General features: G+C 59.3%; 28 protein-coding genes, 1 tRNA gene and 2 pseudogenes. 20 read left to right on the plus strand and 11 right to left on the minus strand.

Annotation, left to right across the window (positions count from 1 at the left end; translation table 11 throughout):
• Positions 1-24: 24 nt before the first annotated feature.
• Complete coding sequence (locus FS777_RS07820) at positions 25-1113, minus strand: asparaginase (protein ID WP_145254845.1); 1089 nt, start codon at positions 1111-1113, stop codon at positions 25-27.
• A 376-nt stretch (positions 1114-1489) separates the two neighbouring features.
• Between FS777_RS07820 and FS777_RS07825 the strand changes: the two genes are divergently transcribed.
• The 7 genes from FS777_RS07825 to FS777_RS07855 are packed head-to-tail and all read left to right on the plus strand — an operon-like array spanning position 1490 to position 8405.
• On the plus strand, positions 1490-2449 hold the full coding sequence (locus tag FS777_RS07825) for a sugar ABC transporter substrate-binding protein (RefSeq protein WP_058637791.1): 960 nt from the start codon (positions 1490-1492) through the stop codon (positions 2447-2449).
• A 20-nt stretch (positions 2450-2469) separates the two neighbouring features.
• Positions 2470-4023, plus strand: a complete 1554-nt coding sequence (locus tag FS777_RS07830; protein ID WP_145254848.1) for a sugar ABC transporter ATP-binding protein — start codon at positions 2470-2472, stop codon at positions 4021-4023.
• Positions 4020-5015, plus strand: coding sequence for an ABC transporter permease (locus tag FS777_RS07835; RefSeq protein ID WP_058603349.1), 996 nt, complete (start codon positions 4020-4022; stop codon positions 5013-5015). Before FS777_RS07830 ends, FS777_RS07835 begins: the two co-directional genes overlap by 4 nt.
• 3 nt (positions 5016-5018) lie before the next feature.
• Positions 5019-6041, plus strand: coding sequence for a LacI family DNA-binding transcriptional regulator (locus FS777_RS07840; protein ID WP_078478397.1), 1023 nt, complete (start codon positions 5019-5021; stop codon positions 6039-6041).
• Positions 6042-6050: 9 nt separating this feature from the next.
• Complete coding sequence (rbsK, locus tag FS777_RS07845) at positions 6051-6959, plus strand: ribokinase (protein WP_058637788.1); 909 nt, start codon at positions 6051-6053, stop codon at positions 6957-6959.
• Entirely contained in the window at positions 6956-7354 is a 399-nt protein-coding gene (rbsD, locus tag FS777_RS07850; RefSeq protein WP_145254852.1) for a D-ribose pyranase, read from the plus strand. Before rbsK ends, rbsD begins: the two co-directional genes overlap by 4 nt.
• A gap of 49 nt (positions 7355-7403) precedes the next feature.
• Positions 7404-8405 carry a nucleoside hydrolase gene (locus FS777_RS07855; RefSeq protein WP_145254855.1) on the plus strand — a complete coding sequence of 334 codons (1002 nt, stop codon included), beginning with the start codon at positions 7404-7406 and terminating at the stop codon, positions 8403-8405.
• On the opposite strand, the gene FS777_RS07860 is transcribed toward FS777_RS07855, so the two are convergent.
• On the minus strand, positions 8377-8589 hold the full coding sequence (locus FS777_RS07860) for a hypothetical protein (protein WP_058637785.1): 213 nt from the start codon (positions 8587-8589) through the stop codon (positions 8377-8379). The genes FS777_RS07855 and FS777_RS07860 overlap by 29 nt on opposite strands.
• Positions 8590-8848: 259 nt before the next feature.
• Here FS777_RS07860 and FS777_RS07865 point away from each other — a divergent pair, with 259 nt between their 5' ends.
• Positions 8849-9169 carry an I78 family peptidase inhibitor gene (locus tag FS777_RS07865; protein WP_145254858.1) on the plus strand — a complete coding sequence of 107 codons (321 nt, stop codon included), beginning with the start codon at positions 8849-8851 and terminating at the stop codon, positions 9167-9169.
• 106 nt (positions 9170-9275) lie between these two features.
• Here the strand turns inward: FS777_RS07865 and FS777_RS07870 are convergent, their stop codons facing one another.
• Both FS777_RS07870 and FS777_RS07875 read right to left on the minus strand, forming a co-directional pair.
• Positions 9276-9488: a cold-shock protein gene (locus tag FS777_RS07870; protein WP_058637783.1), complete on the minus strand. Its 213-nt coding sequence runs from the start codon at positions 9486-9488 to the stop codon at positions 9276-9278.
• A gap of 162 nt (positions 9489-9650) precedes the next feature.
• The gene (locus FS777_RS07875) at positions 9651-9956 is read right to left on the minus strand and encodes a hypothetical protein (protein WP_058637782.1); all 306 of its coding nucleotides are present in this window, start codon (positions 9954-9956) and stop codon (positions 9651-9653) included.
• 334 nt (positions 9957-10290) lie between these two features.
• Between FS777_RS07875 and thrS the strand changes: the two genes are divergently transcribed.
• The 11 genes and pseudogenes from thrS to FS777_RS21400 all read left to right on the plus strand — a co-directional run bounded on the left by thrS (position 10291) and on the right by FS777_RS21400 (position 18995).
• Positions 10291-12213, plus strand: coding sequence for a threonine--tRNA ligase (thrS, locus tag FS777_RS07880; RefSeq protein WP_058637781.1), 1923 nt, complete (start codon positions 10291-10293; stop codon positions 12211-12213).
• Entirely contained in the window at positions 12213-12764 is a 552-nt protein-coding gene (infC, locus tag FS777_RS07885; RefSeq protein ID WP_178091251.1) for a translation initiation factor IF-3, read from the plus strand. The genes thrS and infC overlap by 1 nt, the downstream gene beginning before the upstream one ends.
• Positions 12765-12826: 62 nt before the next feature.
• Positions 12827-13021 carry a 50S ribosomal protein L35 gene (gene rpmI / locus FS777_RS07890; RefSeq protein WP_003250667.1) on the plus strand — a complete coding sequence of 65 codons (195 nt, stop codon included), beginning with the start codon at positions 12827-12829 and terminating at the stop codon, positions 13019-13021.
• Positions 13022-13048: 27 nt separating this feature from the next.
• A complete protein-coding gene (gene rplT / locus FS777_RS07895; RefSeq protein ID WP_003250671.1) occupies positions 13049-13405 on the plus strand; it encodes a 50S ribosomal protein L20 in 357 nt (118 codons plus the stop codon).
• A 109-nt stretch (positions 13406-13514) separates the two neighbouring features.
• Entirely contained in the window at positions 13515-14531 is a 1017-nt protein-coding gene (pheS, locus tag FS777_RS07900) for a phenylalanine--tRNA ligase subunit alpha (protein ID WP_058603341.1), read from the plus strand.
• Between the two features lie 33 nt (positions 14532-14564).
• Entirely contained in the window at positions 14565-16946 is a 2382-nt protein-coding gene (gene pheT, locus FS777_RS07905; protein ID WP_078478398.1) for a phenylalanine--tRNA ligase subunit beta, read from the plus strand.
• A 4-nt stretch (positions 16947-16950) separates the two neighbouring features.
• Complete coding sequence (gene ihfA, locus FS777_RS07910) at positions 16951-17253, plus strand: integration host factor subunit alpha (protein WP_003250679.1); 303 nt, start codon at positions 16951-16953, stop codon at positions 17251-17253.
• Positions 17234-17590: a MerR family transcriptional regulator gene (locus FS777_RS07915; protein ID WP_003250681.1), complete on the plus strand. Its 357-nt coding sequence runs from the start codon at positions 17234-17236 to the stop codon at positions 17588-17590. The genes ihfA and FS777_RS07915 overlap by 20 nt, the downstream gene beginning before the upstream one ends.
• A 112-nt stretch (positions 17591-17702) precedes the next feature.
• Positions 17703-17779: transfer RNA gene (locus tag FS777_RS07920), tRNA-Pro, on the plus strand.
• 395 nt (positions 17780-18174) lie between these two features.
• A pseudogene (locus FS777_RS21655) lies at positions 18175-18468 on the plus strand (hypothetical protein).
• A 356-nt stretch (positions 18469-18824) separates the two neighbouring features.
• Entirely contained in the window at positions 18825-18995 is a 171-nt protein-coding gene (locus FS777_RS21400; RefSeq protein ID WP_178091252.1) for a hypothetical protein, read from the plus strand.
• Between the two features lie 175 nt (positions 18996-19170).
• Here the strand turns inward: FS777_RS21400 and FS777_RS07930 are convergent, their stop codons facing one another.
• The 6 genes from FS777_RS07930 to FS777_RS07955 form a co-directional block, all read right to left on the minus strand.
• Positions 19171-20004 (minus strand): transporter substrate-binding domain-containing protein, encoded by an 834-nt coding sequence (locus tag FS777_RS07930; RefSeq protein ID WP_145254861.1) that lies wholly within the window; start codon positions 20002-20004, stop codon positions 19171-19173.
• Positions 20001-20762, minus strand: coding sequence for an amino acid ABC transporter ATP-binding protein (locus FS777_RS07935; RefSeq protein WP_145254863.1), 762 nt, complete (start codon positions 20760-20762; stop codon positions 20001-20003). The genes FS777_RS07930 and FS777_RS07935 overlap by 4 nt, the downstream gene beginning before the upstream one ends.
• Entirely contained in the window at positions 20759-21418 is a 660-nt protein-coding gene (locus FS777_RS07940; RefSeq protein ID WP_145254866.1) for an amino acid ABC transporter permease, read from the minus strand. The genes FS777_RS07935 and FS777_RS07940 overlap by 4 nt, the downstream gene beginning before the upstream one ends.
• The gene (locus tag FS777_RS07945; protein WP_078478466.1) at positions 21399-22064 is read right to left on the minus strand and encodes an amino acid ABC transporter permease; all 666 of its coding nucleotides are present in this window, start codon (positions 22062-22064) and stop codon (positions 21399-21401) included. Before FS777_RS07945 ends, FS777_RS07940 begins: the two co-directional genes overlap by 20 nt.
• A gap of 223 nt (positions 22065-22287) precedes the next feature.
• Positions 22288-22704, minus strand: coding sequence for a VOC family protein (locus FS777_RS07950; RefSeq protein WP_145254869.1), 417 nt, complete (start codon positions 22702-22704; stop codon positions 22288-22290).
• A gap of 165 nt (positions 22705-22869) precedes the next feature.
• A complete protein-coding gene (locus FS777_RS07955; protein WP_145254873.1) occupies positions 22870-23739 on the minus strand; it encodes a LysR family transcriptional regulator in 870 nt (289 codons plus the stop codon).
• 143 nt (positions 23740-23882) lie between these two features.
• On the opposite strand from FS777_RS07955, the gene FS777_RS07960 reads away from it, so the two are divergent.
• On the plus strand, positions 23883-25061 hold the full coding sequence (locus FS777_RS07960) for a multidrug effflux MFS transporter (RefSeq protein WP_145254876.1): 1179 nt from the start codon (positions 23883-23885) through the stop codon (positions 25059-25061).
• Positions 25062-25095: 34 nt separating this feature from the next.
• Here the strand turns inward: FS777_RS07960 and FS777_RS21660 are convergent.
• Positions 25096-25298 (minus strand): annotated as a pseudogene (locus FS777_RS21660) (hypothetical protein); the annotation flags it as partial.
• Positions 25299-25514: the final 216 nt, after the last annotated feature.

The following is a 25514-nucleotide window of genomic DNA, read 5'->3' on the forward strand; positions in this document are numbered from 1 at the left end:
TGATCGGCTCCAGCGTTGATGGGATCAGTATTCCCAGAAAATCCGCTGCAGCTCCTTGCTGTCCTGGGTCTTGGTCATGGCGACCATGGCCAGGATGCGCGCTTTCTGCGGGTTCAGGTCATGGGCCACTACCCAATCGTTCTTGTCGTCAGGCTGTTCGGCGTTGCGCAGCACGAAACCGCCCTGGTTGACGTGGGAAGAGCGAATGATCTGCACGCCGTTCTTGCGCAGCTCCTGCAGTGCAGGCACCACGCGCGAAGACACCGAACCGTTGCCGGTACCTGCGTGAATCAGCGCCTTGGCGCCGTTCTGTGCTAACGCCTTGTAGGCGGTATCAGTCACGTTCCCGTAGCCATAGGCAATGTCCACCTGAGGCAGGCTGCTGATCTGCTTGATGTCGAATTCCGAATTCAGGGTGTGGCGCTTGGCTGGCAGGCGGAACCAGTAGGACTTGCCTTCCACGACCATGCCCATCGGGCCCCAAGCGCTCTTGAAGGCCTCGGTCTTGATGTTCACGGACTTGCTGACGTCACGGCCCGACTGGATTTCGTCATTGAGCGTCACCAGCACGCCCTTGCCACGCGACTGCTTGTCGCTGGCGACGGCGACGGCGTTGTACAGGTTGAGCATGCCGTCTGCCGACATGGCGGTGCCGGGGCGCATGGAGCCGACGACCACGATAGGCTTGTCGGTTTTCTCGACCAAGTTCAGGAAGTAGGCGGTTTCTTCCAAGGTATCGGTACCGTGGGTGATGACGATGCCATCCACGTCCTTGCTGTCGGCCAGCTCAGCCACCCGCTTGCCCAGCTTGAGCAGATCGTCGTTAGAGATGCTCTCGGAGGCGATCTGCATGACCTGTTCGCCACGCACGTTGGCCAGGTCTGCCAGTTCAGGCACGCCGGCGATCAGTTTGTCGACGCCCAACTTGGCGGCCTGGTAAGTAGCGCTATTGGCGGCGCTGGCACCGGCCCCGGCAATCGTGCCGCCGGTTGCCAGGATGACCACGTTGGCGAGCTTTTGCTGGGACTTGGCTTGATCGGCCGAAACCGTAGCGGGCAGGATCAGCAGCAGGGCGAGTGCGCTGGGGGCAAAGGATTTCAGTGCGGCATTCATCGTTTTTGTGCTCTCTTCCTAATGAGATGGTTTTTAGTGCGTCGCGCAGTCGCTAAGGCATGTTCCGTACCAGATCGCCAATAGCCTCTGTAACAGCTCGTGACAGAGCGTTCAGGCAGGTTCAGTCCTACCGCGTGCGTTGATGAGGGTGACGTCTTGTTGGAGGCGTCGAATGACGTGCGCAATTTGGGCCGGAAGCATTTCATTCGAAAACCCGAATATTGGTAGGAAAACGTATTCGGTTATCCGGAAATTTACGGATAATCTCGCTGGGAATTCAGCTGTAGGTATTTGACAAACGCTTGGCGCGTTCGCATAGTTACTTAGCGCAAACGTTTGCTTTCCGATAAAAAAACAAGATTCGGAGTCATCGCCCATGAAACTGCCGTTCCCAGGCCGCTTGCTGGCCGTCGCTGTTCTTTCGTCCTTGTCCATCGCCATGCCATTTTCGGCGGCTCATGCCGAAGACAAGCCCAAGGTGGCGTTGGTCATGAAATCATTGGCCAATGAGTTTTTCCGCACCATGGAAGACGGTGCCAAGGCCTACCAGCAAACCCACGCAGGCGAATTCGATCTGGTGGCCAACGGCATCAAGAACGAGACCGACACAGGCGAGCAGATCCGCATCGTCGAGCAGATGGTCAACGCCGGTGCCAAGGCGCTGGTGATCGCGCCGGCAGACTCCAAAGCCTTGGTCTCAGCTGTGAAAAAAGCGATGGACAAGGGTGTGGTTGTAATCAACATCGACAACCGACTTGACCCCGAGCTGCTCAAGAGTAAAGGCATCAGCGTACCCTTTGTAGGCCCTGACAACCGCAAGGGCGCGCGCCTGGTGGGCGAATACTTGGCCACGGAAAAACTCAAGGCGGGCGATCAGGTGGGCATCATCGAAGGGGTGCCGACCACGACCAATGCCCAGCAGCGTACCGCAGGCTTCAAGGATGCGATGGACGCTGCACAGATCAAGATCGTCTCCACGCAGAGCGGCAATTGGGAAATCGACAAAGGCAATGCCGTCGCCGCGTCCATGCTCAACGAATACCCTGATCTCAAGGCATTGCTGGCAGGCAACGACAGCATGGCCCTGGGTGCGGTCTCGGCGGTGCGCGCGGCTGGCAAGGCTGGCCAGGTGCAGGTGGTCGGTTACGATAACATCAATGCCATCAAACCCATGATTGCCGACGGCCGCGTACTGGCCACGCTTGATCAGGCAGCCAGTCAGCAAGCCGTTTTCGGTATCCAGGCCGCGCTGAAAATGGTCAAGGGCGAGAAGCCGGATGTGGATGCCGATAACGTCATCCAGACCCCGGTCGAACTGATCACGAAGCAACCTTGATGCTGCCAGGAGACACGGCGATGTCCGCATCGGTCCATGATGTGGTCCTGGCTGCCCGCGGCCTCGGCAAAACGTACGCCCAGCCGGTGCTGGGCGAGGTGAGCCTGGAGCTGCGTGTCGGCGAGGTGCTGGCCTTGACTGGCGAAAACGGCGCTGGCAAGAGCACCTTGTCCAAGTTGATCAGCGGCCTGGAAACCCCCACTGCCGGGCACATGCTCTACCGCGGGCAGGCCTATGCGCCGGCCAGTCGCCGCGAGGCCGAGCGCCTCGGCGTGCGCATGGTGATGCAGGAACTGAACCTGTTGCCCACCCTGACCGTGGCAGAAAACCTGTTTCTGGACAACCTGCCCAGCCGCCTCGGCTGGATCAGCCAGAAGCGCCTGCGCCAGATGGCCGTCGATGCCATGGCCCAGGTGGGGCTGGAGGCCATTGACCCCGATATCCCGGTCGGAGAGTTGGGCATCGGTCACCAGCAAATGGTCGAGATTGCCCGCAACCTGATCGGAGATTGTCACGTGCTGATCTTCGATGAGCCCACCGCCATGCTGACCGCGCGCGAGGTGGAATTGCTGTTCACCCAGATCGAGCGCTTGCGCGCCCGGGGGGTGGCTATCGTCTATATCTCCCATCGGCTCGAAGAACTGCAGCGCGTCGCTCAACGTATCGTCGTGCTGCGCGATGGCAGGCTGGTGTGTGACGAATCGATTCAGCGCTACAGCAGCGCCGAGTTGGTCAACCTGATGGTTGGGCGTGAACTGGGCGAACACATCGACCTGGGCCGCCGCTCATTAGGTGGTCCACTGCTCAGGGTGGACAAGCTCAGCCGGGGCGAGAAGGTGCGGGAGGTATCCTTTGAAGTCCGTGCTGGGGAGATCTTCGGTATCTCCGGGCTGATCGGCGCGGGCCGTACAGAGCTTCTGCGGTTGATCTACGGCGCCGACCGCGCCGACAGCGGTAGCATTGCCCTGGGCCAGCCGCCGCTGCCCGTCACCATCGATTCGCCAAAGTCCGCCGTCAACGCGGGTATTGCCCTGATCACCGAAGATCGCAAAGGCGAAGGCCTGCTGTTGAGCCAGTCGATCAGCGCCAACATCGCCTTGGGCAACCTGGGTGCGGTGTCGTGGGCTGGCGTCCTGGACCGCCAAGCCGAACGCGACTTGGCCGAGCGGCAAATACAGGCCATGCGCATTCGCAGTGCCGGCGCTGATCAAGTGGTCGGCGAGCTGTCTGGTGGTAATCAGCAGAAGGTGGTGATCGGCCGCTGGCTCGAGCGCGATTGCCGGGTCTTGCTGTTCGACGAGCCTACGCGCGGCATCGATGTCGGTGCCAAGTTCGACATCTACGGTTTGCTCGCCGAACTCGCTCGGCAGGGCAAGGCCCTGGTCGTGGTCTCCAGCGATCTGCGCGAGTTGATGCTGATCTGCGACCGCATTGCGGTCTTGTCTGCCGGTCGGTTGATCGACACCTTCGAACGTGACCACTGGACCCAGGACCAGTTGCTGGCGGCAGCCTTCGCCGGCTATCAGAAACGTGACGCACTGCTGCACCCTGCAGCCCCCAGGATGGACGCATGAAAACCACACCGCTCGAAAACCAAAGCGCTGCCCCGGCACGCCGCAGCGGCACCTACTTGGGCCTTGGTACTTACCTGGGGCTGGCCGGCGCCTTGCTGGCGATGATCGTGCTGTTCTCGATGCTGAGCAGCCATTTCTGGTCATACGGTACGTTCAGTACCCTGGCCAACCAGATACCTGACTTGATGGTATTGGCCGTGGGCATGACGTTCGTGCTGATCATCGGCGGCATCGACCTGTCGGTCGGTTCGGTGCTGGCCCTGGCCGCATCGACAGTCAGCGTTGCGATTCTTGGCTGGGGCTGGAGCATCGTGCCGGCTGCACTGCTGGGCATGGCGGTGGCCGCATTGGCTGGCAGCGTTACCGGCGTCGTCACCGTGGCCTGGCGCATCCCTTCGTTCATCGTCTCGTTGGGCGTGCTGGAAATGGCCCGCGGCCTGGCCTACCAGTTCACCGATTCGCGCACGGCCTACATCGGCGATGCCTATGCCTGGTTCTCCAACCCGATAGCCTTCGGTATATCACCCGCGTTCATCATCGCCTTGCTGGTGATCGTAATCGCTCACCTGGTGCTCACCCGTACCGTATTCGGGCGCTACCTGATCGGGATCGGCACCAATGAAGAAGCCGTGCGCCTGGCTGGTATCGACCCGCGCCCCTACAAGGTACTGGTCTTCGCCCTGATGGGGCTGCTGGCTGGCCTGGCTGCGTTGTTTCAGGTGTCGCGCCTGGAGGCGGCCGACCCCAATGCGGGCTCCGGCCTGGAGTTGCAGGTGATTGCCGCCGTCGTGATCGGCGGTACCAGCCTGATGGGTGGGCGTGGCTCGGTCATCAGCACCTTTTTTGGCGTGCTCATCATTTCCGTGCTGGCAGCGGGCCTTGCGCAGATCGGTGCCAGCGAGCCAACCAAACGCATCATTACCGGCGCTGTGATCGTCATTGCCGTGGTGCTCGACACTTATCGCAGCCGGCGCGCAGCCCGGCGGAACTGAACCATGGCAACCATCAAAGACGTCGCGGCCCTGGCGGGGATTTCTTACACCACCGTGTCCCACGTGTTGAACAAAACGCGGCCGGTGAGCGAGCCTGTTCGGCTCAAAGTCGAGGCCGCCATACGGGAGCTTGACTACGTGCCCAGCGCCGTCGCGCGGTCGCTCAAGGCACGCAGCACGGCCACCATCGGCTTGCTTGTGCCCAATAGCGTCAACCCCTATTTCGCCGAGCTGGCCCGCGGCATTGAAGACGCGTGCGAGCGCAATGGCTATTGCGTGATCCTGTGCAATTCCGACGACGACCCTCAAAAGCAGCGTAATTACCTGCGGGTGCTGTTGGAAAAGCGCATCGATGGGCTGGTGGTCGGGTCGGTAGGGCAGGATGACGACTTGTTGCAAAGCCTGGCAGAGGTGCGCACACCCATGGTCATCGTGGACCGAGAGCTCGAAGGCGTCGATGCCGATCTGGTGCGGATCGATCATGAGCTGGGCGCCTACCTGGCTACGCGCCATCTGTTGGAGCTTGGCCATCGGGATATCGCCTACATCGGTGGGCCAGCAGAAACCGGGGTGACGCAGATGCGCCTGGGCGGTTTTCGTCGAGCCTTGGCCGAGGCGGGCGTCACCGTGGCCCCTGAGCGCGTGCGCCATTGTGACTTCACCAGCCCAGGCGGTCACGCTGCAGCTGCCGAGCTGCTGGCAGGGCCGCGGCCGACGGCCATTTTTGCGGGCAACGACATGATCGGGTTCGGCGTATTGCGCGCAGCGGCCGAGCGCCACATCGACGTGCCGGGTGCGCTGTCGGTGATCGGCTTCGACGACATCGAGCTGAGCCGCTACGTCTACCCACCCTTGACCACTGTGGGGCAGTCCATCCGCGAGCTTGGCGAGAGCGCTGCGGCGCTGCTGCTGGCGCGTATCGCTCAGCCTCGCAATAGCTCGGCGCAGCAGCGCATCGTCACCCCGCGCATCGTGTTGCGCGAGTCCACCGGGCCGCGCCCGGATCTGTTCAACGATTACCGCTAAGGAAACCGCATGAGTGCCAAGGTCGTGGTAGTCGGCAGCCTCAACATGGACCTGGTAGCGCGCGCTCAGCGCCTGCCACGGCCTGGCGAGACATTGGCCGGCGATACCTTCTTCACCGCTGCCGGAGGCAAGGGTGCCAACCAGGCCGTGGCGGTCGCGCGGCTGGGCGCCAGCGCGGCAATGATCGGCTGCGTCGGCGACGACGCCTACGGTTTGCAATTGCGCAATGCCCTGGAAGTGGAAGGCATTGACTGTCAGGGCGTGGTCACCTGCGCCGGCGTGTCCACGGGGGTGGCGATGATCACCGTCGACGCGGCCAGCCAGAACTGCATCGTCATTGTGCCTGGGGGCAATGGGTTGCTGGTACCCGACGCCGTAGCGCGCTTCGACGGCTTGCTGCAGGCGGCGCAGGTGATCATCTGCCAACTTGAAGTGCCATTGCCTACCGTGGCCTGGACCTTGGCCAGAGGCCGTCAGCTCGGCAAACGGGTGATACTCAACCCAGCGCCAGCAACAGGGCCGCTGCCCGCCGAATGGTTCAACCATGTCGACTACCTCACGCCCAACGAAAGCGAGGCCGAGGCGTTGACCGGTGTTGCCGTGCATGATCAGGCCAGCGCTTTACTGGCAGGCACGCGCCTGCTCGCGCTGGGAGCTGGCAAAGTGATCATTACCCTCGGCGCCCAAGGTGCCTTGCTGATCACGCCCGATGGCCACCAGCATTATCCGGCACCCGTGGTAAAAGCCTTGGACACCACCGCTGCAGGGGACACCTTCATCGGAGGCTTTGCGGCGGGGTTGGTGCAGGGCCTGGAGGAGGGCGAGGCAATCCGCTTCGGGCAACGGGCGGCTGCCCTGTCGGTGACCCGGGCCGGCGCGCAACCTTCCATCCCCAGGCTCGCGGAGCTGCTGCCATGAAGAAGACGCCGCTGCTGAACATTGCACTGTCTCGGGCCATTGCCAGCATGGGCCATGGCGACATCCTGATCATCGGCGATGCCGGGTTGCCCGTACCGCACAGCGTGGAGCTGATCGACTTGGCTGTCACCCCAGGGCTGCCTGATTTTGCCAGTGTGCTGCGGTGCGTCCTGAGCGAGCTGCAGGTCGAGCGGCACGTGCTGGCTGAAGAGATACAAACCGTGGAGCCGCCGGCGTTTGCAGAAATCGAGCGCCTGAGCGACACGCTGGGCGGGCGTGAATACATGCCCCACGAAGCGTTCAAGATGCTGTCGCGCAAGGCCCGGGCCATGGTGCGCACGGGCGAGTGCCAGCCTTACAGCAACATCGCCCTGGTGTCCGGTGTAACCTTCTGACACCGACGGTCCTTACTCGATATCCACTGGCAACAGGAGTGCCCTCGTCATGCTAAAACCCCTGCTTCAAGGACTCGCACTCATGGCTGCAGCGTCTGCCATACAAGCGGCACCTATCGACCTGATCATCGACACCGATCCGGGGGCTGACGATCTGGTGGCCCTGTTCCTGGCCATGGCCTCGCCTGATGAGCTGAAAATTCGTGCCATCACGACAGTCGCCGGCAATGTGCGCCTGGAGAAGACCGCACGTAACGCTCGCCTAGCCCGTGAGTGGGCCGGTCGCGAGGATGTCCCGGTATACGCCGGTGCGGGTCGCCCCTTGGTGCGCGCCCCGATCTACGCGGCTGAAGTGCACGGCGAAGAAGGCGTCACCGGGGTTGAAGTGCATGAACCCAAGCAGCCTTTGGCGAGCGGCAACGCTGTTCAGTACCTGGTCGACACCCTAGGTGCGGCGCCGCCACACAGCGTGACCCTGGCCATGCTCGGTCCGCAGACCAACCTGGCCCTGGCCTTGATACAGCGCCCGGAGATCGCTCAGGGCATCAAGGAAGTGGTGGTGATGGGCGGGGCTCACTTTAACGGTGGCAACATCACGCCTGTGGCCGAGTTCAACCTGTATGCCGACCCGCACGCGGCCGCTGTGGTGCTGGCAAGTGGCGTGCCGTTGACCTACCTGCCCCTGGATGTGACCCATAAGCTGTTGACCAGCGAAGCACGGCTCAAGCAACTGGCTGGCGTCAATACGCAGGCCAGCAAGCGTGTGGTGGATATCCTCAATGCCTACATCACCCATGACATGGCGTTGTACGGGATGCCCGGCGGCCCGGTGCATGACGCCAGCGTCATTGCCTATCTGCTCAGACCCCATCAGTTCAGCGGCCGGCGCATTCACATGTCAATCGATACCCGCGAGGGCCCTACCTTCGGCCAGACCGTGGCTGATTGGTACGGGGTGCTCAAGCAACCGGCCAATGTCATGTGGGTGGAGGAGGGGGATGCTCAGGGGCTGTTCGACCTGCTCAGCGAGCGGTTGGCGCGTTTAAAGTAGCAGGGCGTGGTGCATACCGTTCGACCACCTGGTCGATGAAGCCGCGCGCTGCTTCTGCGCCGCGGTCACGTACCAGGAGGTCGATGGCGATCAGCAGCAGCTCCTCCGGGGTGCTGGGGCTATAGGCGCTCTGGCCCTCGGCCCATTTGACCTTGATGTCGGCATCGATGCTGTGGGTGCTCATGAAAAGCTCTCGCTTGCGGCGCGGGATGAAAGAACGAATGACCAAACCGGGTATTCGTAGCAGGCACTATGCCTTCACTTCTTAAAGTAAATCATGACTTTGCAGGCCAAACCAAGCGGCGTGTGGGCCGAATGGTAAAATTCGGTCACGATTGTCTTCCCCCATCAGCCGCCGGGATGGTGCAGACTTGGCGAGTTTTGCAACGAATTTAGGGTGGGGCTGTCGGATCAGGCAGTTCCCAAATGATCTAGGAGGCTTAATGTTACGTACCCGTGCTTATCTGGCGACCCTGGCGGTGGCTGCTGTCCTGGCAGGCTGCAGCACTGGTGGCGACTCCAGTGGCGGTCAAGTGCCTGAGGCACCTGCGGGCGATGATGGTCGCTGCCAGGCCAGCGGCGCTGATTTTGCAGTGGGCAAGATAGGTAGTGCAGAGCTGCTGGAGCAGGCCCGCAAGGCGAGCGGCTCGCAAATGGCGCGCATACTCAAACCCCACGATGTGGTCACCCTGGAATACCGCTCGGAGCGGCTGAACTTGAATGTCGATGAGCAAGGGCGTGTAACACGCGTTAACTGCGGCTAAGATTTGCCTCGCGTATGGAGGGCATCAGTGCCCTGTGCGCGTTGAGCTGTCAAAGCCAACTCAAAAAAACCCGCCACGGGGGCGGGTTTTTTTACGGCTGTCCGAATTACTCCGAACGAACCTGCGCAGCCTGCATGCCCTTCTGGCCGCGCTCGGCGACGAAGGAAACAGTTTGGCCTTCTTTCAGGCTCTTGAATCCGTCAGATTCGATGGCTTTGAAGTGAACGAACAGGTCGTCGCCGCCGCCTTGTGGAGTGATGAAGCCATAGCCTTTTTCATCATTGAACCATTTGACGGTGCCGGTTTGGCGATTGGACATGGGTGAATCTCCAGAACATTTAGTATTTTCGGTGGTGCAATGCGGCCAAAGCTACGGAGCACCGGTACATCATAGTCTAATTCTGCGGCTGTCGCGTCTTTTTACCTTCGTGGCAGGTTGATCCAGCGCAATTTATCGCCGGACACGCGCAGCTACATAACATCAGCTTTTAGGTGCGCAGGCCTGTTTAACGACGTTTTGCGCTTTTTGCATGAGTTTGGCGTCCACGCCATCCTTGCTGTCGAGGTCAGCAATTTCAGCGTCGGAGAAATTCTTCTTGATCGCTTGTGCGCCACATTCGCAGTGCTTTTTCGCTGCGGCGGCATCAACGCCCTGGCCAGCGGCAACTTGCGTGCATTGGGCCATATAGGCACCTTCCTTGCCGGCAGGGAAGTTGCCGGCGTTCGCGGCCATTGGCATCAGCAGGGCGCCAGCGGCCGCCAGGGCCAGAAGAGACGGAACTCGCATAACCGATTACTCCTTGGGTCAGTTCTCATCAAGAGTAGTTGTTTCCACACGTCTGATAGGGAAGCTGTCGCGGAAGTTCACCATCAGTGGCAATTTCCAAATATTCCTGCGCGCGGCTCTGACTGCGTGCTAGCATGCCCGGCTTGCAGCTGAGAACGTCCCCGCTGCAGTTCTATTTTCTTTCCAGTCACTCTGGTTCGTCCCCGCAAGCCCAAAGGCTTCTGCCACTGTGAGGCAGGCTTCCCGTCAACGGAAGGCAGGTTCGGATCTTGTACTGGCTCATCCCAACCCACGTGACCTTTGGTAGGGGTCACCACTAGGAGAGGAGGCGCCAATGCCCACCATTACTCTTCCCGATGGCAGCCAACGTTCGTTCGATCACCCCGTGTCCGTTGCCGAGGTCGCCGCATCCATCGGCGCCGGTCTGGCCAAGGCCACCGTTGCCGGCAAGGTAGATGGCAAGCTGGTCGACGCCTGCGACCTGATCCTGAACGACGCTACCCTGCAGATCATCACCCCCAAAGATGAAGAGGGACTGGAGATCATTCGTCACTCGTGCGCCCACCTGGTTGGCCATGCGGTGAAGCAGCTGTATCCGACCGCCAAGATGGTGATCGGCCCGGTGATCGACGAAGGCTTCTACTACGACATCGCTTACGAGCGGCCCTTCACGCCGGATGACCTGGCGGCCATCGAGAAGCGCATGCAGCAGCTGATCGATACTGACTACGACGTCATCAAGAAAATGACCCCGCGCGCCGAAGTCATCGACGTGTTTACTGCCCGTGGCGAAGACTACAAGCTGCGCCTGGTCGAGGACATGCCAAACGAACAGGCCATGGGCCTGTACTACCACGAGGAATACGTGGACATGTGCCGCGGCCCGCACGTGCCCAACACCCGCTTCCTCAAGGCATTCAAGCTGACCAAGCTGTCCGGCGCCTACTGGCGCGGCGATGCCAAGAACGAACAGTTGCAGCGGGTATACGGCACCGCCTGGGCTGACAAGAAGCAGCTGGCGGCCTACATCCAGCGCATCGAAGAAGCCGAGAAGCGCGACCATCGCAAGATCGGTAAGCAGCTCGACCTGTTCCATCTGCAGGAAGAAGCACCGGGCATGGTGTTCTGGCATGCCAATGGCTGGACTGTCTACCAAGTGCTCGAGCAGTACATGCGTAATGTTCAGCGCGAGAACGGTTATCAGGAAATCAAGACCCCGCAAGTGGTCGACCGTATCCTGTGGGAGCGTTCCGGCCACTGGTCCAACTACGCCGAGAACATGTTCACCACCTCGTCCGAGAGCCGTGACTACGCGGTCAAGCCGATGAACTGCCCGTGCCACGTGCAGGTCTTCAACCAGGGGCTCAAGAGCTACCGCGACCTGCCGCTGCGTCTGGCCGAGTTTGGCGCATGCCACCGCAATGAGCCGTCTGGTGCATTGCACGGCATCATGCGTGTGCGTGGCTTCGTACAGGACGATGCCCACATTTTCTGCACCGAAGAACAGGTGAAGAAAGAAGCCGCCGACTTCATCAGGCTGACTCTGGACGTTTACAAGGACTTTGGCTTCAGCGACATCGCCATGAAGCTGTCTACTCGTCCGGCCAAGCGCGTTGGCTCTGAAGAGCTGTGGGACCGTGCCGAGGGAGCGTTGGCCGATGCCCTGAATGAATCTGGCCTGGAGTGGGAATACCAGCCAGGGGAGGGCGCTTTCTACGGGCCGAAGATCGAGTTCACCCTGCGTGACTGCCTTGGCCGTAACTGGCAGTGCGGCACCCTGCAGTACGACCCGAACCTGCCGGAGCGCCTGGACGCCAGCTACATTGCCGAAGACAACAGCCGCGTGCGCCCGGTCATGCTGCACCGCGCCATTTTGGGTTCGTTCGAGCGCTTCATCGGCATGCTGATCGAGCACTACGCCGGCGTATTCCCTGCCTGGCTGGCGCCAACGCAGGCGGTGATTATGAATATCACCGACAAACAGGCCGATTTCGCCCTTGAGGTTGAGAAAACTCTGAATGGTAGCGGTTTCCGTGCCAAGTCGGACTTGAGAAATGAGAAGATCGGCTTTAAAATCCGTGAGCATACTTTGCTCAAGGTCCCGTACCTTTTGGTTATAGGGGACCGCGAAGTCGAAACGCAGACCGTAGCAGTGCGTACTCGCGAAGGCGCTGACCTGGGCTCCATGCCCGTCGCCCAGTTCGCTGAGCTCCTGACGCAAGCGGTTTCCCGGCGTGGTCGCCAAACAACGGAGTAATGACTATTAAGCGTGAAATGAGAAATGATAAACGTGCTGTACCGAAGGCCCCGATCAACGAGAATATCTCGGCCCGCGAGGTTCGGTTAATTGGCGCAGACGGCGAGCAGGTTGGCATCGTCTCGATTGATGAAGCGCTTCGTATCGCTGAAGAAGCGAAGCTGGATCTGGTGGAAATCTCCGCAGACGCGGTTCCACCCGTCTGCAAGGTGATGGACTACGGCAAGCACCTCTTCGAGAAGAAGAAGCAGGCCAACGAAGCCAAGAAAAACCAGAAACAGATCCAGATTAAAGAAATCAAGTTTCGTCCAGGGACGGAAGAAGGGGATTACCAGGTAAAACTACGCAACCTGGTACGTTTCCTTACCGAAGGGGACAAGGCCAAGATCTCTCTGAGATTCCGTGGTCGTGAGATGGCCCACCAGGAGCTGGGCATGGAGCTGTTGAAGCGGGTTGAAGCTGACCTGATCGAATACGGTTCCGTCGAGCAGCATCCTAAGATGGAAGGACGCCAGCTTATGATGGTCATCGCCCCCAAAAAGAAGAAATAATCTCCCGGGCACGGCAGGCCTGATGATTATTGTGTAATTTTTATCGAATGCGGAGTTCCAACATGCCAAAAATGAAAACCAAGAGCGGTGCTGCGAAGCGCTTCCTGAAGACCGCTTCGGGCTTCAAGCACAAGCACGCTTTCAAGAGCCACATCCTGACCAAAATGTCGACCAAGCGTAAGCGTCAACTGCGCGGTGCCAGCTTGCTGCACCCGTCCGACGTAGCAAAAGTCGAGCGCATGCTGCGCGTACGTTAATTCTGGTTAAGATAGAGGAAGTTACTCATGGCTCGTGTTAAGCGTGGCGTCATCGCTCGTAAGCGTCACAAGAAAATTCTGAAACTGGCTAAAGGTTACTACGGTGCACGCTCGCGCGTATTCCGTGTTGCCAAGCAAGCGGTCATCAAGGCAGGCCAATACGCCTACCGCGACCGTCGCCAGAAGAAGCGTCAGTTCCGCGCACTGTGGATCGCTCGTATCAACGCCGGTGCCCGCACCAACGGTCTGTCCTACAGCCGTTTGATTGCTGGCCTGAAAAAGGCTTCGATCGAAATCGACCGTAAGGTTCTGGCCGATCTGGCAGTGAACGAAAAAGCGGCGTTTGCTGCGATTGTCGAGAAAGCTAAAGCCGTTCTGGCTTAAGTACCCGCGACAATCACCCGGCGACGCCTGCGTCGCCGGGCATTGAACGTCATCGATAGGGGAAGAGCCTTCAAAGCTCTTCCCCTATTTTCGTATCTGGAGTCTGTACATGGAAAACCTGGATGCGCTGGTCTCCCAAGCCCTGGAGGCCGTGGAGCGCGCTGAAGACATCAATGCCCTGGAACAGATCCGGGTCAACTATCTCGGCAAGAAGGGCGAGCTGACCCAGGTGATGAAGACCCTGGGCAACCTGCCAGCCGAGGAGCGGCCCAAAGTGGGCGCGCTGATCAATGACGCCAAAGAGCGCGTCACCGTTGTGCTGAACGCACGCAAGGCAGCTTTTGAAGAAGCCGAGCTCAGCGCTCGTCTGGCTGCCGAATGCATTGATGTGACCCTGCCAGGCCGCGGCCAGGCCACCGGTGGCCTGCACCCCATCACCCGTACACTCGAACGCATCGAACAGTTCTTCACGCACATTGGCTACGGCATTGCCGAAGGCCCTGAAGTCGAAGACGACTATCACAACTTCGAAGCGCTCAACATCCCCGGCCACCATCCGGCCCGGGCGATGCACGATACCTTCTACTTCAATGCCAACATGTTGCTGCGTACCCACACCTCGCCGGTGCAGGTGCGGACCATGGAGTCGACCCAGCCACCTATTCGCATTGTCTGTCCTGGCCGCGTCTACCGCTGCGATTCGGATATCACCCACTCGCCGATGTTCCACCAGGTCGAAGGCCTGCTGATCGACCGTGGCATCAATTTCGCCGACCTCAAGGGCACCATCGAAGAATTCCTGCGCGTGTTCTTCGAAAAAGAACTGGCGGTGCGTTTCCGTCCATCGTTCTTCCCCTTCACCGAGCCGTCTGCCGAAGTGGATATCCAGTGCGTCATGTGCTCGGGCAATGGCTGCCGCGTGTGCAAGCAGACCGGCTGGCTGGAAGTAATGGGCTGCGGCATGGTGCACCCGAACGTGTTGCGCATGTCGGGCATTGATCCTGAGCAATTCCAGGGCTTCGCCTTCGGCATGGGTGCCGAGCGCCTGGCCATGCTGCGTTATGGCGTCAACGATCTGCGTTTGTTCTTCGACAACGACCTGCGGTTCTTAGCCCAATTCCGCTAAGCCAATCGACGCAACCTTCAGGAGAAGAACAGCATGAAATTCAGTGAACAGTGGCTGCGCGGTTGGGTAAACCCGCAAGTCTCCCGTGACGAACTGGTGGCCCGCCTGTCCATGGCCGGCCTGGAAGTCGACAGCGTGACCCCCGCTGCCGGCCAGTTCAGCGGTATTGTGGTGGGTGAAATCCTTGCCACTGAACAACACCCAGACGCCGACAAGCTGCGTGTGTGCCAGGTCAGCAATGGTCAGGAAACGTTCCAGGTGGTTTGCGGCGCGCCTAACGCCCGGCCAGGGATCAAGATCCCCTTCGCCATGATCGGCGCCGAACTGCCTGGAGACTTCAAGATCAAGAAGGCCAAGCTGCGCGGTGTGGAGTCATTCGGCATGCTCTGCTCGGCGGCCGAACTGCAGATCAGTGAAGAAAACGATGGCCTGCTCGAACTGGCCAGCGATGCGCCGGTGGGCGAAGACATTCGCCAGTACCTGAGCCTGGATGATGCCAGCATCGAAATCGGGCTTACGCCCAACCGGGGTGATTGCCTGTCAATCGCCGGCCTGGCGCGCGACGTCAGCGCGCTGTACGACGTGCCGGTTACCCGCCCGCTGGTGCCAGCCGTGGCTGCCGCGCACGACGAAGTGCGCCCAGTCGAGGTCCATGCGCCGGCAGCTTGCCCACGTTACCTGGGGCGGGTCATCCGCAATGTCGACCTGAGCAAGCCGACGCCGCTGTGGATGGTCGAGCGTCTGCGCCGCAGCGACGTGCGCAGCATCGACGCTGCCGTAGACATCACTAACTACGTGATGCTCGAACTCGGCCAGCCGATGCACGCCTTTGACTTGGCAGAGATCAACGGCGGCATTCGCGTACGCATGGCCGAGGAAGGCGAGAAGCTCGTGCTGCTCGACGGCCAGGAAGTTGCACTGCGTGCCGACACCCTGGTCATTGCCGACCACACCCGCGCCCTGGCCATCGCCGGCGTCATGGGCGGCGAGCACAGCGGCGTCGACACCGCTAAAACCCGTGATCTGTTCCTGGAAAGCGCTTTCTTCGAGCCGATTTCCGTTGCAGGCAAGGCCCGCTCCTACGGCCTGCACACCGACGCCTCGCACCGTTATGAGCGCGGCGTCGATTCCCAGTTGGCCCGCGAGGCCATGGAGCGCGCGACCGCATTGCTGCTGGAAGTGGTAGGCGGTGAAGCCGGCCCTATCGTTGAAGCCGTCAGCGAGCAACACTTGCCCCGCATTGCCCCGGTTACCCTGCGTGCCGATCGCATCGCCCAGATGCTTGGCATGGAAATGGACCCGTCCCAGGTCGAGCAGTTGCTCAACAACCTTGGTCTGGCTACCCAGGCAGACGGAGCAGGGCAGTGGACGGTCAACGTTCCGAGCCACCGCTTCGATATCAGCCTCGAAGTCGACCTGATCGAAGAGCTCGCGCGTCTGTACGGTTACAACAACCTGCCCGTGCGCTACCCGCAAGCGCGCCTGGCGCCGCAAGCACGCCCGGAAACCCGTGGCGAGCTGCCAAACCTGCGTCGTCTGCTGGTTGCTCGTGGTTACCAGGAGGCCATTACCTACAGCTTCATCGATCCGAAACTGTTCGAGCTGTTCAGCCCAGGCGTAGAGCCACTGTTGCTGGCCAACCCTATCTCCAGCGACATGGCGGCCATGCGTGCCTCTCTGTGGCCGGGCCTGGTCAAGGCATTGCAGCACAACCTCAATCGCCAGCAGGACCGCGTGCGCTTGTTCGAAAGTGGCCTACGTTTCGTCGGCCAACTGGGCGACTTGGCACAGGAACCGATGATTGCCGGCGTCGTTACAGGCAGCCGCTTGCCTGAAGGATGGGCCAACGGCCGCGACCCTATCGACTTCTTCGACGTGAAGGCCGATGTGGAAGCCCTGTTGGGTTATTCCGGTGCGTTGGGCGACTTCACCTTCGTCGCTGGCAAGCATCCAGCCTTGCACCCTGGTCAGACCGCCGAAATCCAGCGTGAAGGTAAGACCGTTGGCTATCTGGGCGCGCTTCATCCAGAGCTTGCAAAAGTCCTGGACCTGGACCGCCCGGTCTTCGTTTTCGAGCTGGTGCTGGCCGATGTGGTCGAAGGCCGATTGCCGAAATTCAGCGAGTTGTCCAAGTTCCCGGAAACCCGTCGTGACCTGGCGTTGATCGCAGGTCGTGATGTAGCGTCTCAAGACGTGCTTGACGTAATTCGTGACAATGCAGGCGAATGGCTCACAGACCTCAGGCTGTTTGATGTCTACCAGGGTAAAGGCATTGATCCTGATAGAAAAAGCCTGGCAGTCGGCTTGACCTGGCAGCATCCATCGCGCACTCTTAACGACGATGAGGTGAACACTACCTTGCACACTATCCTCACCTCGCTCGAACAAAGGTTGAACACCACGTTAAGGAAATAACGGCATGGGTGCTCTGACGAAAGCTGAGATGGCCGAGAGGCTGTACGAGGAGCTGGGGCTTAACAAGCGTGAGGCCAAGGAGCTGGTCGAGCTGTTTTTCGAAGAAATTCGGCACGCACTTGAAGAGAACGAGCAGGTCAAGTTGTCCGGTTTCGGCAACTTCGACCTTCGCGATAAACGCCAGCGGCCGGGCCGCAACCCCAAGACTGGGGAAGAAATCCCGATCACCGCACGGCGCGTCGTCACCTTTCGTCCAGGGCAGAAGTTGAAGGCCCGGGTTGAGGCCTATGCTGGAACCAAGCCATAACGACGAACTGCCCCCCATACCGGGCAAACGGTACTTCACCATTGGTGAGGTCAGCGAACTTTGCGCTGTAAAACCGCACGTGTTGCGGTATTGGGAGCAGGAGTTCGATCAGCTCAATCCTGTGAAGCGGCGGGGCAACCGGCGGTATTACCAGCGCCAAGACGTGCTGATGATCCGCCAGATTCGCGCCCTGCTTTACGACCAGGGCTTCACCATTGGCGGGGCGAGGTTGCGGCTTTCCAGTGATGAGGCCAAGGATGAGTCGAGCCAGTACAAACAGCTGATTCGTCAGATGATTGTCGAGTTGGAAGATGTGTTGGTGGTGCTGAAGAAGTGACCGTTGTTTAGGATGAGTGGAAATTTTTGAAAAAAAGCTTCCATTAATCAAAAGGTTAGGGTATATTCTTCATCGTTCTCAGCGGTAACGAGAACATGCTTCAAAGCCCAGTCGGGGCGTAGCGCAGCCCGGTAGCGCACTTGCATGGGGTGCAAGGGGTCGAGTGTTCGAATCACTCCGTCCCGACCATTATATTCAATGACTTAGGCCATTTCCGAAAGGGGTGGCCTTTTTCATGTGCGTGACTTTTACGTAAGTTCTCAGGTTGTTACGCCTGCTTCCTCTTCAAAATAGTTAGCACAGGCACGCACGAACCTGTGACCGACAGTTCATTTGCTGCCTCTAAGCCTTGGGCAGTGGCAATTGAGAATGCCTGGATACTCCAGGTGTGAATTGCGGTCACCTTTGACCAGCGGGCTGGCGAGTACCGTGCTTATAGCTGTACGGGGTGTCGGGCGCGTATGGGTAAATGAGCCGGTCGTCAGGTGTTTTCCTGTAATACCGCTTTGAAGTTGCGCCATCCAGACAGAGAGCTACCTTCTAGGTTCACCATTCGAGTACGACTTAAGTCGGAGGAGGCTGGTATGCGGCGCCGTGGCAGCGTTTATTGGGGATGGCTGATGTGAATCTCCATCACCGAGTACACGAAGAAGTGTTGAACGACGGTACATACATTGATGTGCAGGTATGTCTCTCGCGCACAGGCAGCACTCAATTGTTCATAGGCATTTACGCCTCAGGAGGCTTACCGATCCTGGAAGATGCGTTCAACTCGACCCGGAGAATCCATGACCAGAGCCTTGGCTTGGGGGGTAGGTCGGGCACGCGGTATAGCCATCGATCAGAATGGCGAATTTGATCAGCTAGGCTCTGCGTGAAAGGTTATCTGGCTAATCGACTGCGATCTTAGCCCTTCGAATCAAGCGCAGCGCGAAGTGGGCGGATTGTCTTTTGATTTATCAATGAACTTGAGCCTAACCCCCCACTTGGTGAGTCCGCCAAAACCACATCCCGGCTTGAGCGTTTTGCCAAGTACATCGCGCATCAGCTCTTTTGAGCGCTTGCCCGACCAAAATATGAGGTTGGCGATCAGCGTTGAATCGAGAGCTCAGTGGACTTGACCAGTCAGTTGCACATTGGTTTGAAGCAGGTGCGCAAGCATGGCTACCCTGCCGAGTACACGTGCATGTAAGCTTGGATGCCCACACAGATAATTGCAAACAGGAGGTTCGATATGAGCAAGGTAGCCAAACCATTTTACTTCGCTGCAATGCCGCTGCTCGCCGTAGGTGCGGCGTTTGCCGCCGTGGGCGCATCGGGGCAGGCCGCTTTTGGCTACACTGCAGTGGGGATGCTGGTGCCTGGGATGGCATTATTGATCGCCGGGTATCGTCGGCGTTCATGAAGGCTTGCAAGCGGGTGAATACTGGCTTCTTGCAGACCAGATAGATCCACGCGCAGGCTTCACCGCCGGCGCTTCAGTTGCCACCAAATCAAGCAGTCTGCAAGGAATGTCGGCTGTGGTGCCGAGTGCTTAGTGATGTCCAAGGCGGCAGGCAAGCCTGCCACCTTCGAACGGCTTACTTCCAGTCACCGCCTTCAACAATCACCGCAGCAGGATCGGTATCGGCCGCCAGTTGTGCACGCACGTACTGATCATACAACTTGAGCAGGTACTTCTCCTTGCCCAGGCTCGCCAGTTCGGTATTGACCCACTGTTGCAGCTCGGCATTGCCCTTTTTCACCGCTGGCGCGATCGGCGCTTCGTCGCCTAGTTTCTGCGGCAATAGGCGATAGCCCGGGTTCTGCTTGGCCCATCCGAACAGCACCAGGTTGTCTTGCGCATAGGCGTCACCGCGACCATTTGCCAGCGCTTGCAAGGATTCAGAGTTTTTCTCGAACTTGAGCAGCTTCCAGTCCGGGTGATTTTTCGTCAGCCACACGTCAGCAGTTGTTCCTGCAGTCACAATGACGGTTTTGCTTGCCAGGTCATCCAGGCGTTGGACCGTGCTTTTCTCCGGTACCAATGCCTGCACCGCCACACGCAGGTTAGGGTTGGTGAAATCCACTACCTGAGCGCGCTCGGGCGTCACGGTCATGTTGGCCAGGATCAAGTCCACCTTGTCGCTTTGCAGAAACGGAATGCGACTAGCTGGCTCTACCACGACGAATTCGATCTTTTTTTCATCGCCCAGCAGATCCTTTGCAAAGCGGCGGCCAAGGTCCGTGTCGAAGCCAACGTAATCGCCTTGTTCGTTGACAAAACCGAAGGGGGGCTTGTCGCTGAATACGCCTACGATCAATTTATCCCGAGCTTTTATCTTATCCAGATACCCTTCAGCGTGGGCAGCGGCGCTGCCGATTAGCAGACCGATAGCCAGCAGTGGAAAAACGAGGGCAGATTTTAGTTTCACGATGCATTCCTCTTGGGCAGATTTTCTACATAGGAAAACTTCTCCAGAAACTGCTGCGCGCGTGCGGTCTGCGGGGAGCTGAAGAATGTTTCAGGGGTACTCTGTTCAGTGATACGACCGCCGTCCATGAACAGGACCCGGTCAGCCACTGCACGGGCAAAGGCCATTTCATGCGTGACGATCAAAAGCGTCATGCCACTGTCGGCAAGGTCCAGAATCACCTCCAGCACCTCCTTGACCATTTCCGGGTCGAGGGCGGCAGTCACCTCGTCGAACAGCATGACCTTCGGGTGCATGCACAGGGCACGAACAATCGCGATTCGTTGTTGCTGACCGCCAGACAATTCGCGGGGCCAGGCATCGCGCTTGTCCAGCAGTCCAACCCGCGCAAGCAGCGTTTCGGCCTGGGCGCGCACCTGGTGAACGGGGCGTTTTTGCACGTTGACAGGGCCCAGCAAAATATTGTCAAGCACGGTCATGTGCGGGAACAGGTGATAGCTTTGAAATACCATGCCTATCTCTTGGCGCACCGCACGCCAACCGCCATTGCCGGGCAATTGGCGTCCAGCAAAGCGGTATGTTCCCGCGTGACCCAGTTCGAGGCCATTCAGGCAGCGCAGCAAGGTACTTTTGCCGCAGCCGCTGGGGCCGAGAATCACCACCACCTCACCCTCACGAACGGACAGGTCGATATGGTTTAAAACCGGATTACTGCCAAAGTTCTTGGAGAATCCCGCCAGTTCGATCAATGCAGTCATGAGTGATTCCATCGCCGTTCGAGCACACGCGACGCGGCTGACAGCGGATAACAGGCCAGAAAGAAGAATGCGAAGAGAAACCCGTAGATCAGCACCGATTCATAGGTACGCTCGATGATCTGCTGTCCGATCTTGATCACGTCCACCACGCCAATCAGCACTGCCAGCGAACTTGTCTTGATCAGCCGCGTGAACACGTTGATCAGCGGGGGCGTCATTCTGCGCAAGGCTTGGGGCAGAAGCACTTTGACGTATAATTGCGGCAGGTTCAGGCCGATCGCCAGGCCCGCCTCACGTTGGCCGCGGGGTAGGGAGCGTAGCGCGCCACGGACCACCTCACCCACTTCGCAAGCGCCCCATAGCGACAGCACCAGCACAGCGCACCAAAATCCCGAAATACTCCATCCCAGAAAGATCGGCATACCGAAGAAAAACAGGTAAAGCCAGACCAGCACCGGTATGGCCCTGAACATCTCCAGGTAGACGATCAGCACAACGTCGATCCAGCGCACCTCCAAGTTGCGCACTACGCCGTAGAGCATCCCGCCCAAGCTGCTGAACACTATGGCCAGCAACGTGATTCCTAGTGTGCGGCCTATGCCGATCGCCAGTTGTGGCGCGGACACCCACAACAGATCAATGCCCGAACTGGCCATGTTGCAACCTCCTTTCTAACGTACGCAGCAGCAGCGATAGCGGGACGAACAGCAGAACGCAGAGCAGCGTCATGACCGCAAGCATTTCGTAGGTCTTGTAGTAAAGGGCGATATAGTTCTTGGTGGTGTAGAGGATTTCCGGCACCGCTACAGCAGACACTACTGTGGTTTCCTTGAGCAGAAACACGAAGTTGGCGAACAGCGCCGGTGTACTAAGGATGCCGGCCTGCGGCAGGATGACGTGGCGAAGCAACTGCCAGCGAGACAGACCAATGGCCAGACCTGCCTCGATCTGGGCGGCAGGCACGGCGTCAATGCCCGCGCGCAGAATTTCCGTGAGGTAGGCGCCACCGAGGAAGGTCATGGCGATGATCGCCGAAGCGAACCCAGAGACCCGTATGCCGATGCTGGGCAAGGCGAAGTAGATGAAAAACAGTTGGATCAGCAGCGGCGTGTTCCGTGCAATTTCAACGTACACCCGCACCATCGGTTGAAGCACAGGCACTCGGAACATCACAATCGCGGCGTTTAGAGATGCCACGCCGAGTGACGTGACGATGGCAATCAGCCCCACTTGTAATGTGACGCCGACTGCCGAAACGAACGCGGGTAAGGTGGACAGGGCGAAAGCAACATCGAAACTCATTATGTGAAACCGACAGGAAGTTGACCAAGTCATAGGCCGCTGCCTAGTAGTGCGCAGTGACAGCCCAGTAGATGAAATGACTTGTTACATCAAAGTCACCTGTCAGAATCTAATGGAATAAAAGAAATTTCTTAAATATCTTTTATGAATAACAATATGCCATCACCTAGCGCCTACCGAGCGATGGTGCCATTCAGGAGGGTATTAGACTGGAGCGTCTGCTTCATGGGACATCAGGGTAGGCGAGCCCGCAAGCATGTACGAAACAAAGCTTGTTGCCCTCAATATCCCTGCAGTAGGCACCGTAGTAATCCTGCCCATACTGCGGCCTCAACCCAGGTGCGCCTTCATCCTGAGCACCCATCGCCAACGCTGTGCGCCATGCCGCCTGCACCTGATCCTGTGAGCTGGCGGCAAAGCTTATTTGCACGCCGTTGCCCCATGTCGCAGGCAGTCCGTTGAATGGCAGTTGCACATAGAACTGCGGCCATTCCCTGTCCGGCCGTTGCCATCCAGCGCCGCAGGGGCCGCCATCGTGGTTGTCGGGCATGCGGACAAGCCCCAGGGTGGCGAGTACGGCATCGTAGAACCTGATCATGGCCGGCAGGTCCCGAGCACCGAGCTGAATGTGGCTGAACATAAACGCTCCAGAAGACCTGTTGATCGACAGCAGTTACACACAGCTCATCTGAGAAACGCAATGCCATCACTCACCAAGCCGAACTTCACACTACGGTGTCCTGCCCCAGCGAGCTTCAGTCTGACCGCCGATGCGGTGTTGAGCCAAGTAGCGCTCATGTAGCCCTCATTTGGCAAATGCCGCAACGATTGCGTCCACTACAACCCTCACCCTTGCCGTGTGCGCCAGGTCCCGATGCAGCACAAGCCAGGCTTCATATGGCGTGGCCCGCTTACGATCAGGCCAAATTCGCACCAAACTGGTATCTCGCCGGGCCATGTATTCCGGCAACTCACCGAGGGCCAGGCCGGCGCGTACGAAGGTTGCCAGCATGAGGCTCGAGTCCAGCTCCGCGACAACACAGCCTGCGGATCTGGGTTCTCCTGCCAGCGTGTCATCCTGACGCTCGGTTACACCTTTCTGGTAAAGGGCGATGTCATGCCCCACCAGGGCGCTACCAGGCTCTGGCTTCCCACGCAATTCAAGGTAGCGCTGTGTCGCATACAGTCCGACAGTCCAGTGAGCCAGCCGTCGCACGATCAGGTCAGGTTGTTCTGGGCGTACCGTGCGCACGGCTATATCGGCCTCCCTGCGCCCCAAGTCCAATAGCCGGGTAGTGGTGGTCAGAATGACCCGCACCTCAGGATGAGTGGCCCGCAGTTGCTCGATCGCGGGTATGACGAAATCAACGGCCAGCGCATCGGTGGTGGTGACGCGCACCTCACCCGACGGATGAGGGTCGCTGCCTTCAGCCTGGCGCTCGAAGGAGACGGCCATCCGCTCCATTTCCTCAGCCTTTTGTACGAGCTGTTGTCCGGTGGTCGTCAACGCCAGCCCCCCAGTGCTGCGGAGGAATAGACGGCTGCTCAAGGTTTGCTCAAGCCCCGCCAGCCGTCGACCGACCGTAGTCTGGTCGATGCCCAAAGCTTTGGCTGCAGCCCGCAGGGTGCCGGCGCGGTGCACTGCGAGGAAAATGCGTATGTCATCCCAATTCATCGTGGCGCGCTTCCTGAAGATGCAAATATGCAGCCCTGGGCTGCGATTACGTGCATTTTCGCATTGATGCAGGCTGCATAACATAGCGAGGTTCATTCATCGTCCATCACGCAGCCGGCCCAAGCCGGATGCCAGGGAGCACAATGCCTCGCTTATCCTTCATCCTGACAGTCGCCATGCTGAGCGCCTTCGGCCTCGTCGCCTCGGATATCTATCTACCCGCGATGCCCGGCATGGCTACTGAATTTGGCATTGCCAGTTGGCAAATGCCGCAAACCGTTTCGTTCTATCTACTGGCACTGGCCATTGCGCAGTTGGCTTATGGCCCAATGTCAGACCGAGGAGGACGCAAGCCGGTGCTGCTTGCCGGTGGCGTTCTCTATCTGCTGGGCTCCGTGGGCTGCGCGCTGTCCAGCAGCTACATGGACTTCATCGCGTGGCGCATGGTGGAAGCGGTGGGCGCGGCGGCGGGGCTGGTGATTGGTCGTGCGTTGATCGCCGACACCTGCGACAAGCGAACCTCGGCGAAAGTCTATGCCATGATTTACCCCCTCGTATCACTCTCGCCGGCATTGGCCCCGGCAATCGGTGGGCACTTGGCCGTCGCATTCGGCTGGCGAGCCGACTTTCTGTTCGTCGCAGCATTCGGGGCGGTAGCGCTGCTTTTGGCGCTGTTTTTAATACCTGAAACGCTACCGGTCGCGGCGCGGAGCAGGAACGCCCCCTTTGCGGGTTTTAGCCGTGTGCTGGGTGACCGCAGCTTTTGCCGCTACACGTTAGTGGTGTGTTCTATCTATTGTGCTTGGTTCGTTTATCTGACGCAGTCGCCGTTCCTTTTCGTACAAGCAGGCTTGAGCGAGGCGCAAAGCGGTTGGCTGTATATGCCGCTTACCTTAGGCATCATCGGGGCCAACCTGTTGGCCCGGCGGCTGCTTGACCGCTTACCTTACGACCGGATCGTTGCGATCGGCATCACCTGCTTCGTACTCGGCGCCATGGCGTTTCTTCTGGCGTACGCCATGGGGTGGCACAGCGTTACGGCCGTGGTGCTGCCTATGTGCCTGGTCAGCTTGGCCAATGGGTCATCGCTTTCACTGGCAATCTCAGGTGCTATCGCCAGTGAACATGGGCATGCAGCCACCGCTTCGGGGTTGGTGGGGTTTTGCCAGATTGGCAGCGCAGCCGTTGTGGCGATGGGTGTGAGCGCGGTATTAGGCACAGGTTTCGGTGTGCTCGCCGGGGCGGTGGCGGTGTTGAGCTGTTTGGCATTGTTTGCTTGCATGCCGTCGCTCTATCGCAAGCAACCGGCGCAGCCAGGGTAGCGCTCGGGCGGGCCTGCACGCTTAATGCTGGCCCAGCGCTCGCTGACTCAAGCAGAGCTTTCAGCGTTTCGAGCTCATGCAGAGACGTCAGCATCAGCACCGAAGAGGGCGACCTGGAACCCAGTGACAAGGCCTGTTGCACTACAGCGGCCGCGCACGTAGCGTACTCGGTGGCCTGGATCAAAATGTCTTCTAGGCAGGCATTGTGGGGAGGGGGGCGGGGACGATCTTGAGCATGGTTCAACTCCAACGTAGGAAGTGGAGCCGCCTCACTGTTGCTGTCAAACAATAGGGTGGCAGCTGTACGCGGGTTGACAGACCGAGACGTTGGCACTGGGCGCACCACAGGGGTGCCCACACGTACAGCCACCATAGAAAGTGTGCACCTGAAGGCAACGTCAGGGATCTGTCAAAACCGGTCGCTGAATTGGCAGCGACCTGGCGAGACTAGAT

Source organism: Pseudomonas sp. DE0157 (assembly GCF_007678615.1).
GTDB lineage: Bacteria > Pseudomonadota > Gammaproteobacteria > Pseudomonadales > Pseudomonadaceae > Aquipseudomonas > Aquipseudomonas parafulva_B.

Bases quoted from the DNA above. Each gene is read 5' to 3' on its own strand.
- FS777_RS07820 (WP_145254845.1), bottom strand. From the start codon at position 1,113: ATGAATGCCGCACTGAAATCCTTTGCCCCCAGCGCACTCGCCCTGCTG.
- FS777_RS07825 (WP_058637791.1), top strand. From the start codon at position 1,490: ATGAAACTGCCGTTCCCAGGCCGCTTGCTGGCCGTCGCTGTTCTTTCG.
- FS777_RS07830 (WP_145254848.1), top strand. From the start codon at position 2,470: ATGTCCGCATCGGTCCATGATGTGGTCCTGGCTGCCCGCGGCCTCGGC.
- FS777_RS07835 (WP_058603349.1), top strand. From the start codon at position 4,020: ATGAAAACCACACCGCTCGAAAACCAAAGCGCTGCCCCGGCACGCCGC.
- FS777_RS07840 (WP_078478397.1), top strand. From the start codon at position 5,019: ATGGCAACCATCAAAGACGTCGCGGCCCTGGCGGGGATTTCTTACACC.
- rbsK (WP_058637788.1), top strand. From the start codon at position 6,051: ATGAGTGCCAAGGTCGTGGTAGTCGGCAGCCTCAACATGGACCTGGTA.
- rbsD (WP_145254852.1), top strand. From the start codon at position 6,956: ATGAAGAAGACGCCGCTGCTGAACATTGCACTGTCTCGGGCCATTGCC.
- FS777_RS07855 (WP_145254855.1), top strand. From the start codon at position 7,404: ATGCTAAAACCCCTGCTTCAAGGACTCGCACTCATGGCTGCAGCGTCT.
- FS777_RS07860 (WP_058637785.1), bottom strand. From the start codon at position 8,589: ATGAGCACCCACAGCATCGATGCCGACATCAAGGTCAAATGGGCCGAG.
- FS777_RS07865 (WP_145254858.1), top strand. From the start codon at position 8,849: ATGTTACGTACCCGTGCTTATCTGGCGACCCTGGCGGTGGCTGCTGTC.
- FS777_RS07870 (WP_058637783.1), bottom strand. From the start codon at position 9,488: ATGTCCAATCGCCAAACCGGCACCGTCAAATGGTTCAATGATGAAAAA.
- FS777_RS07875 (WP_058637782.1), bottom strand. From the start codon at position 9,956: ATGCGAGTTCCGTCTCTTCTGGCCCTGGCGGCCGCTGGCGCCCTGCTG.
- thrS (WP_058637781.1), top strand. From the start codon at position 10,291: ATGCCCACCATTACTCTTCCCGATGGCAGCCAACGTTCGTTCGATCAC.
- infC (WP_178091251.1), top strand. From the start codon at position 12,213: ATGACTATTAAGCGTGAAATGAGAAATGATAAACGTGCTGTACCGAAG.
- rpmI (WP_003250667.1), top strand. From the start codon at position 12,827: ATGCCAAAAATGAAAACCAAGAGCGGTGCTGCGAAGCGCTTCCTGAAG.
- rplT (WP_003250671.1), top strand. From the start codon at position 13,049: ATGGCTCGTGTTAAGCGTGGCGTCATCGCTCGTAAGCGTCACAAGAAA.
- pheS (WP_058603341.1), top strand. From the start codon at position 13,515: ATGGAAAACCTGGATGCGCTGGTCTCCCAAGCCCTGGAGGCCGTGGAG.
- pheT (WP_078478398.1), top strand. From the start codon at position 14,565: ATGAAATTCAGTGAACAGTGGCTGCGCGGTTGGGTAAACCCGCAAGTC.
- ihfA (WP_003250679.1), top strand. From the start codon at position 16,951: ATGGGTGCTCTGACGAAAGCTGAGATGGCCGAGAGGCTGTACGAGGAG.
- FS777_RS07915 (WP_003250681.1), top strand. From the start codon at position 17,234: ATGCTGGAACCAAGCCATAACGACGAACTGCCCCCCATACCGGGCAAA.
- FS777_RS21400 (WP_178091252.1), top strand. From the start codon at position 18,825: ATGAGCAAGGTAGCCAAACCATTTTACTTCGCTGCAATGCCGCTGCTC.
- FS777_RS07935 (WP_145254863.1), bottom strand. From the start codon at position 20,762: ATGACTGCATTGATCGAACTGGCGGGATTCTCCAAGAACTTTGGCAGT.
- FS777_RS07940 (WP_145254866.1), bottom strand. From the start codon at position 21,418: ATGGCCAGTTCGGGCATTGATCTGTTGTGGGTGTCCGCGCCACAACTG.
- FS777_RS07945 (WP_078478466.1), bottom strand. From the start codon at position 22,064: ATGAGTTTCGATGTTGCTTTCGCCCTGTCCACCTTACCCGCGTTCGTT.
- FS777_RS07950 (WP_145254869.1), bottom strand. From the start codon at position 22,704: ATGTTCAGCCACATTCAGCTCGGTGCTCGGGACCTGCCGGCCATGATC.
- FS777_RS07955 (WP_145254873.1), bottom strand. From the start codon at position 23,739: ATGAATTGGGATGACATACGCATTTTCCTCGCAGTGCACCGCGCCGGC.
- FS777_RS07960 (WP_145254876.1), top strand. From the start codon at position 23,883: ATGCCTCGCTTATCCTTCATCCTGACAGTCGCCATGCTGAGCGCCTTC.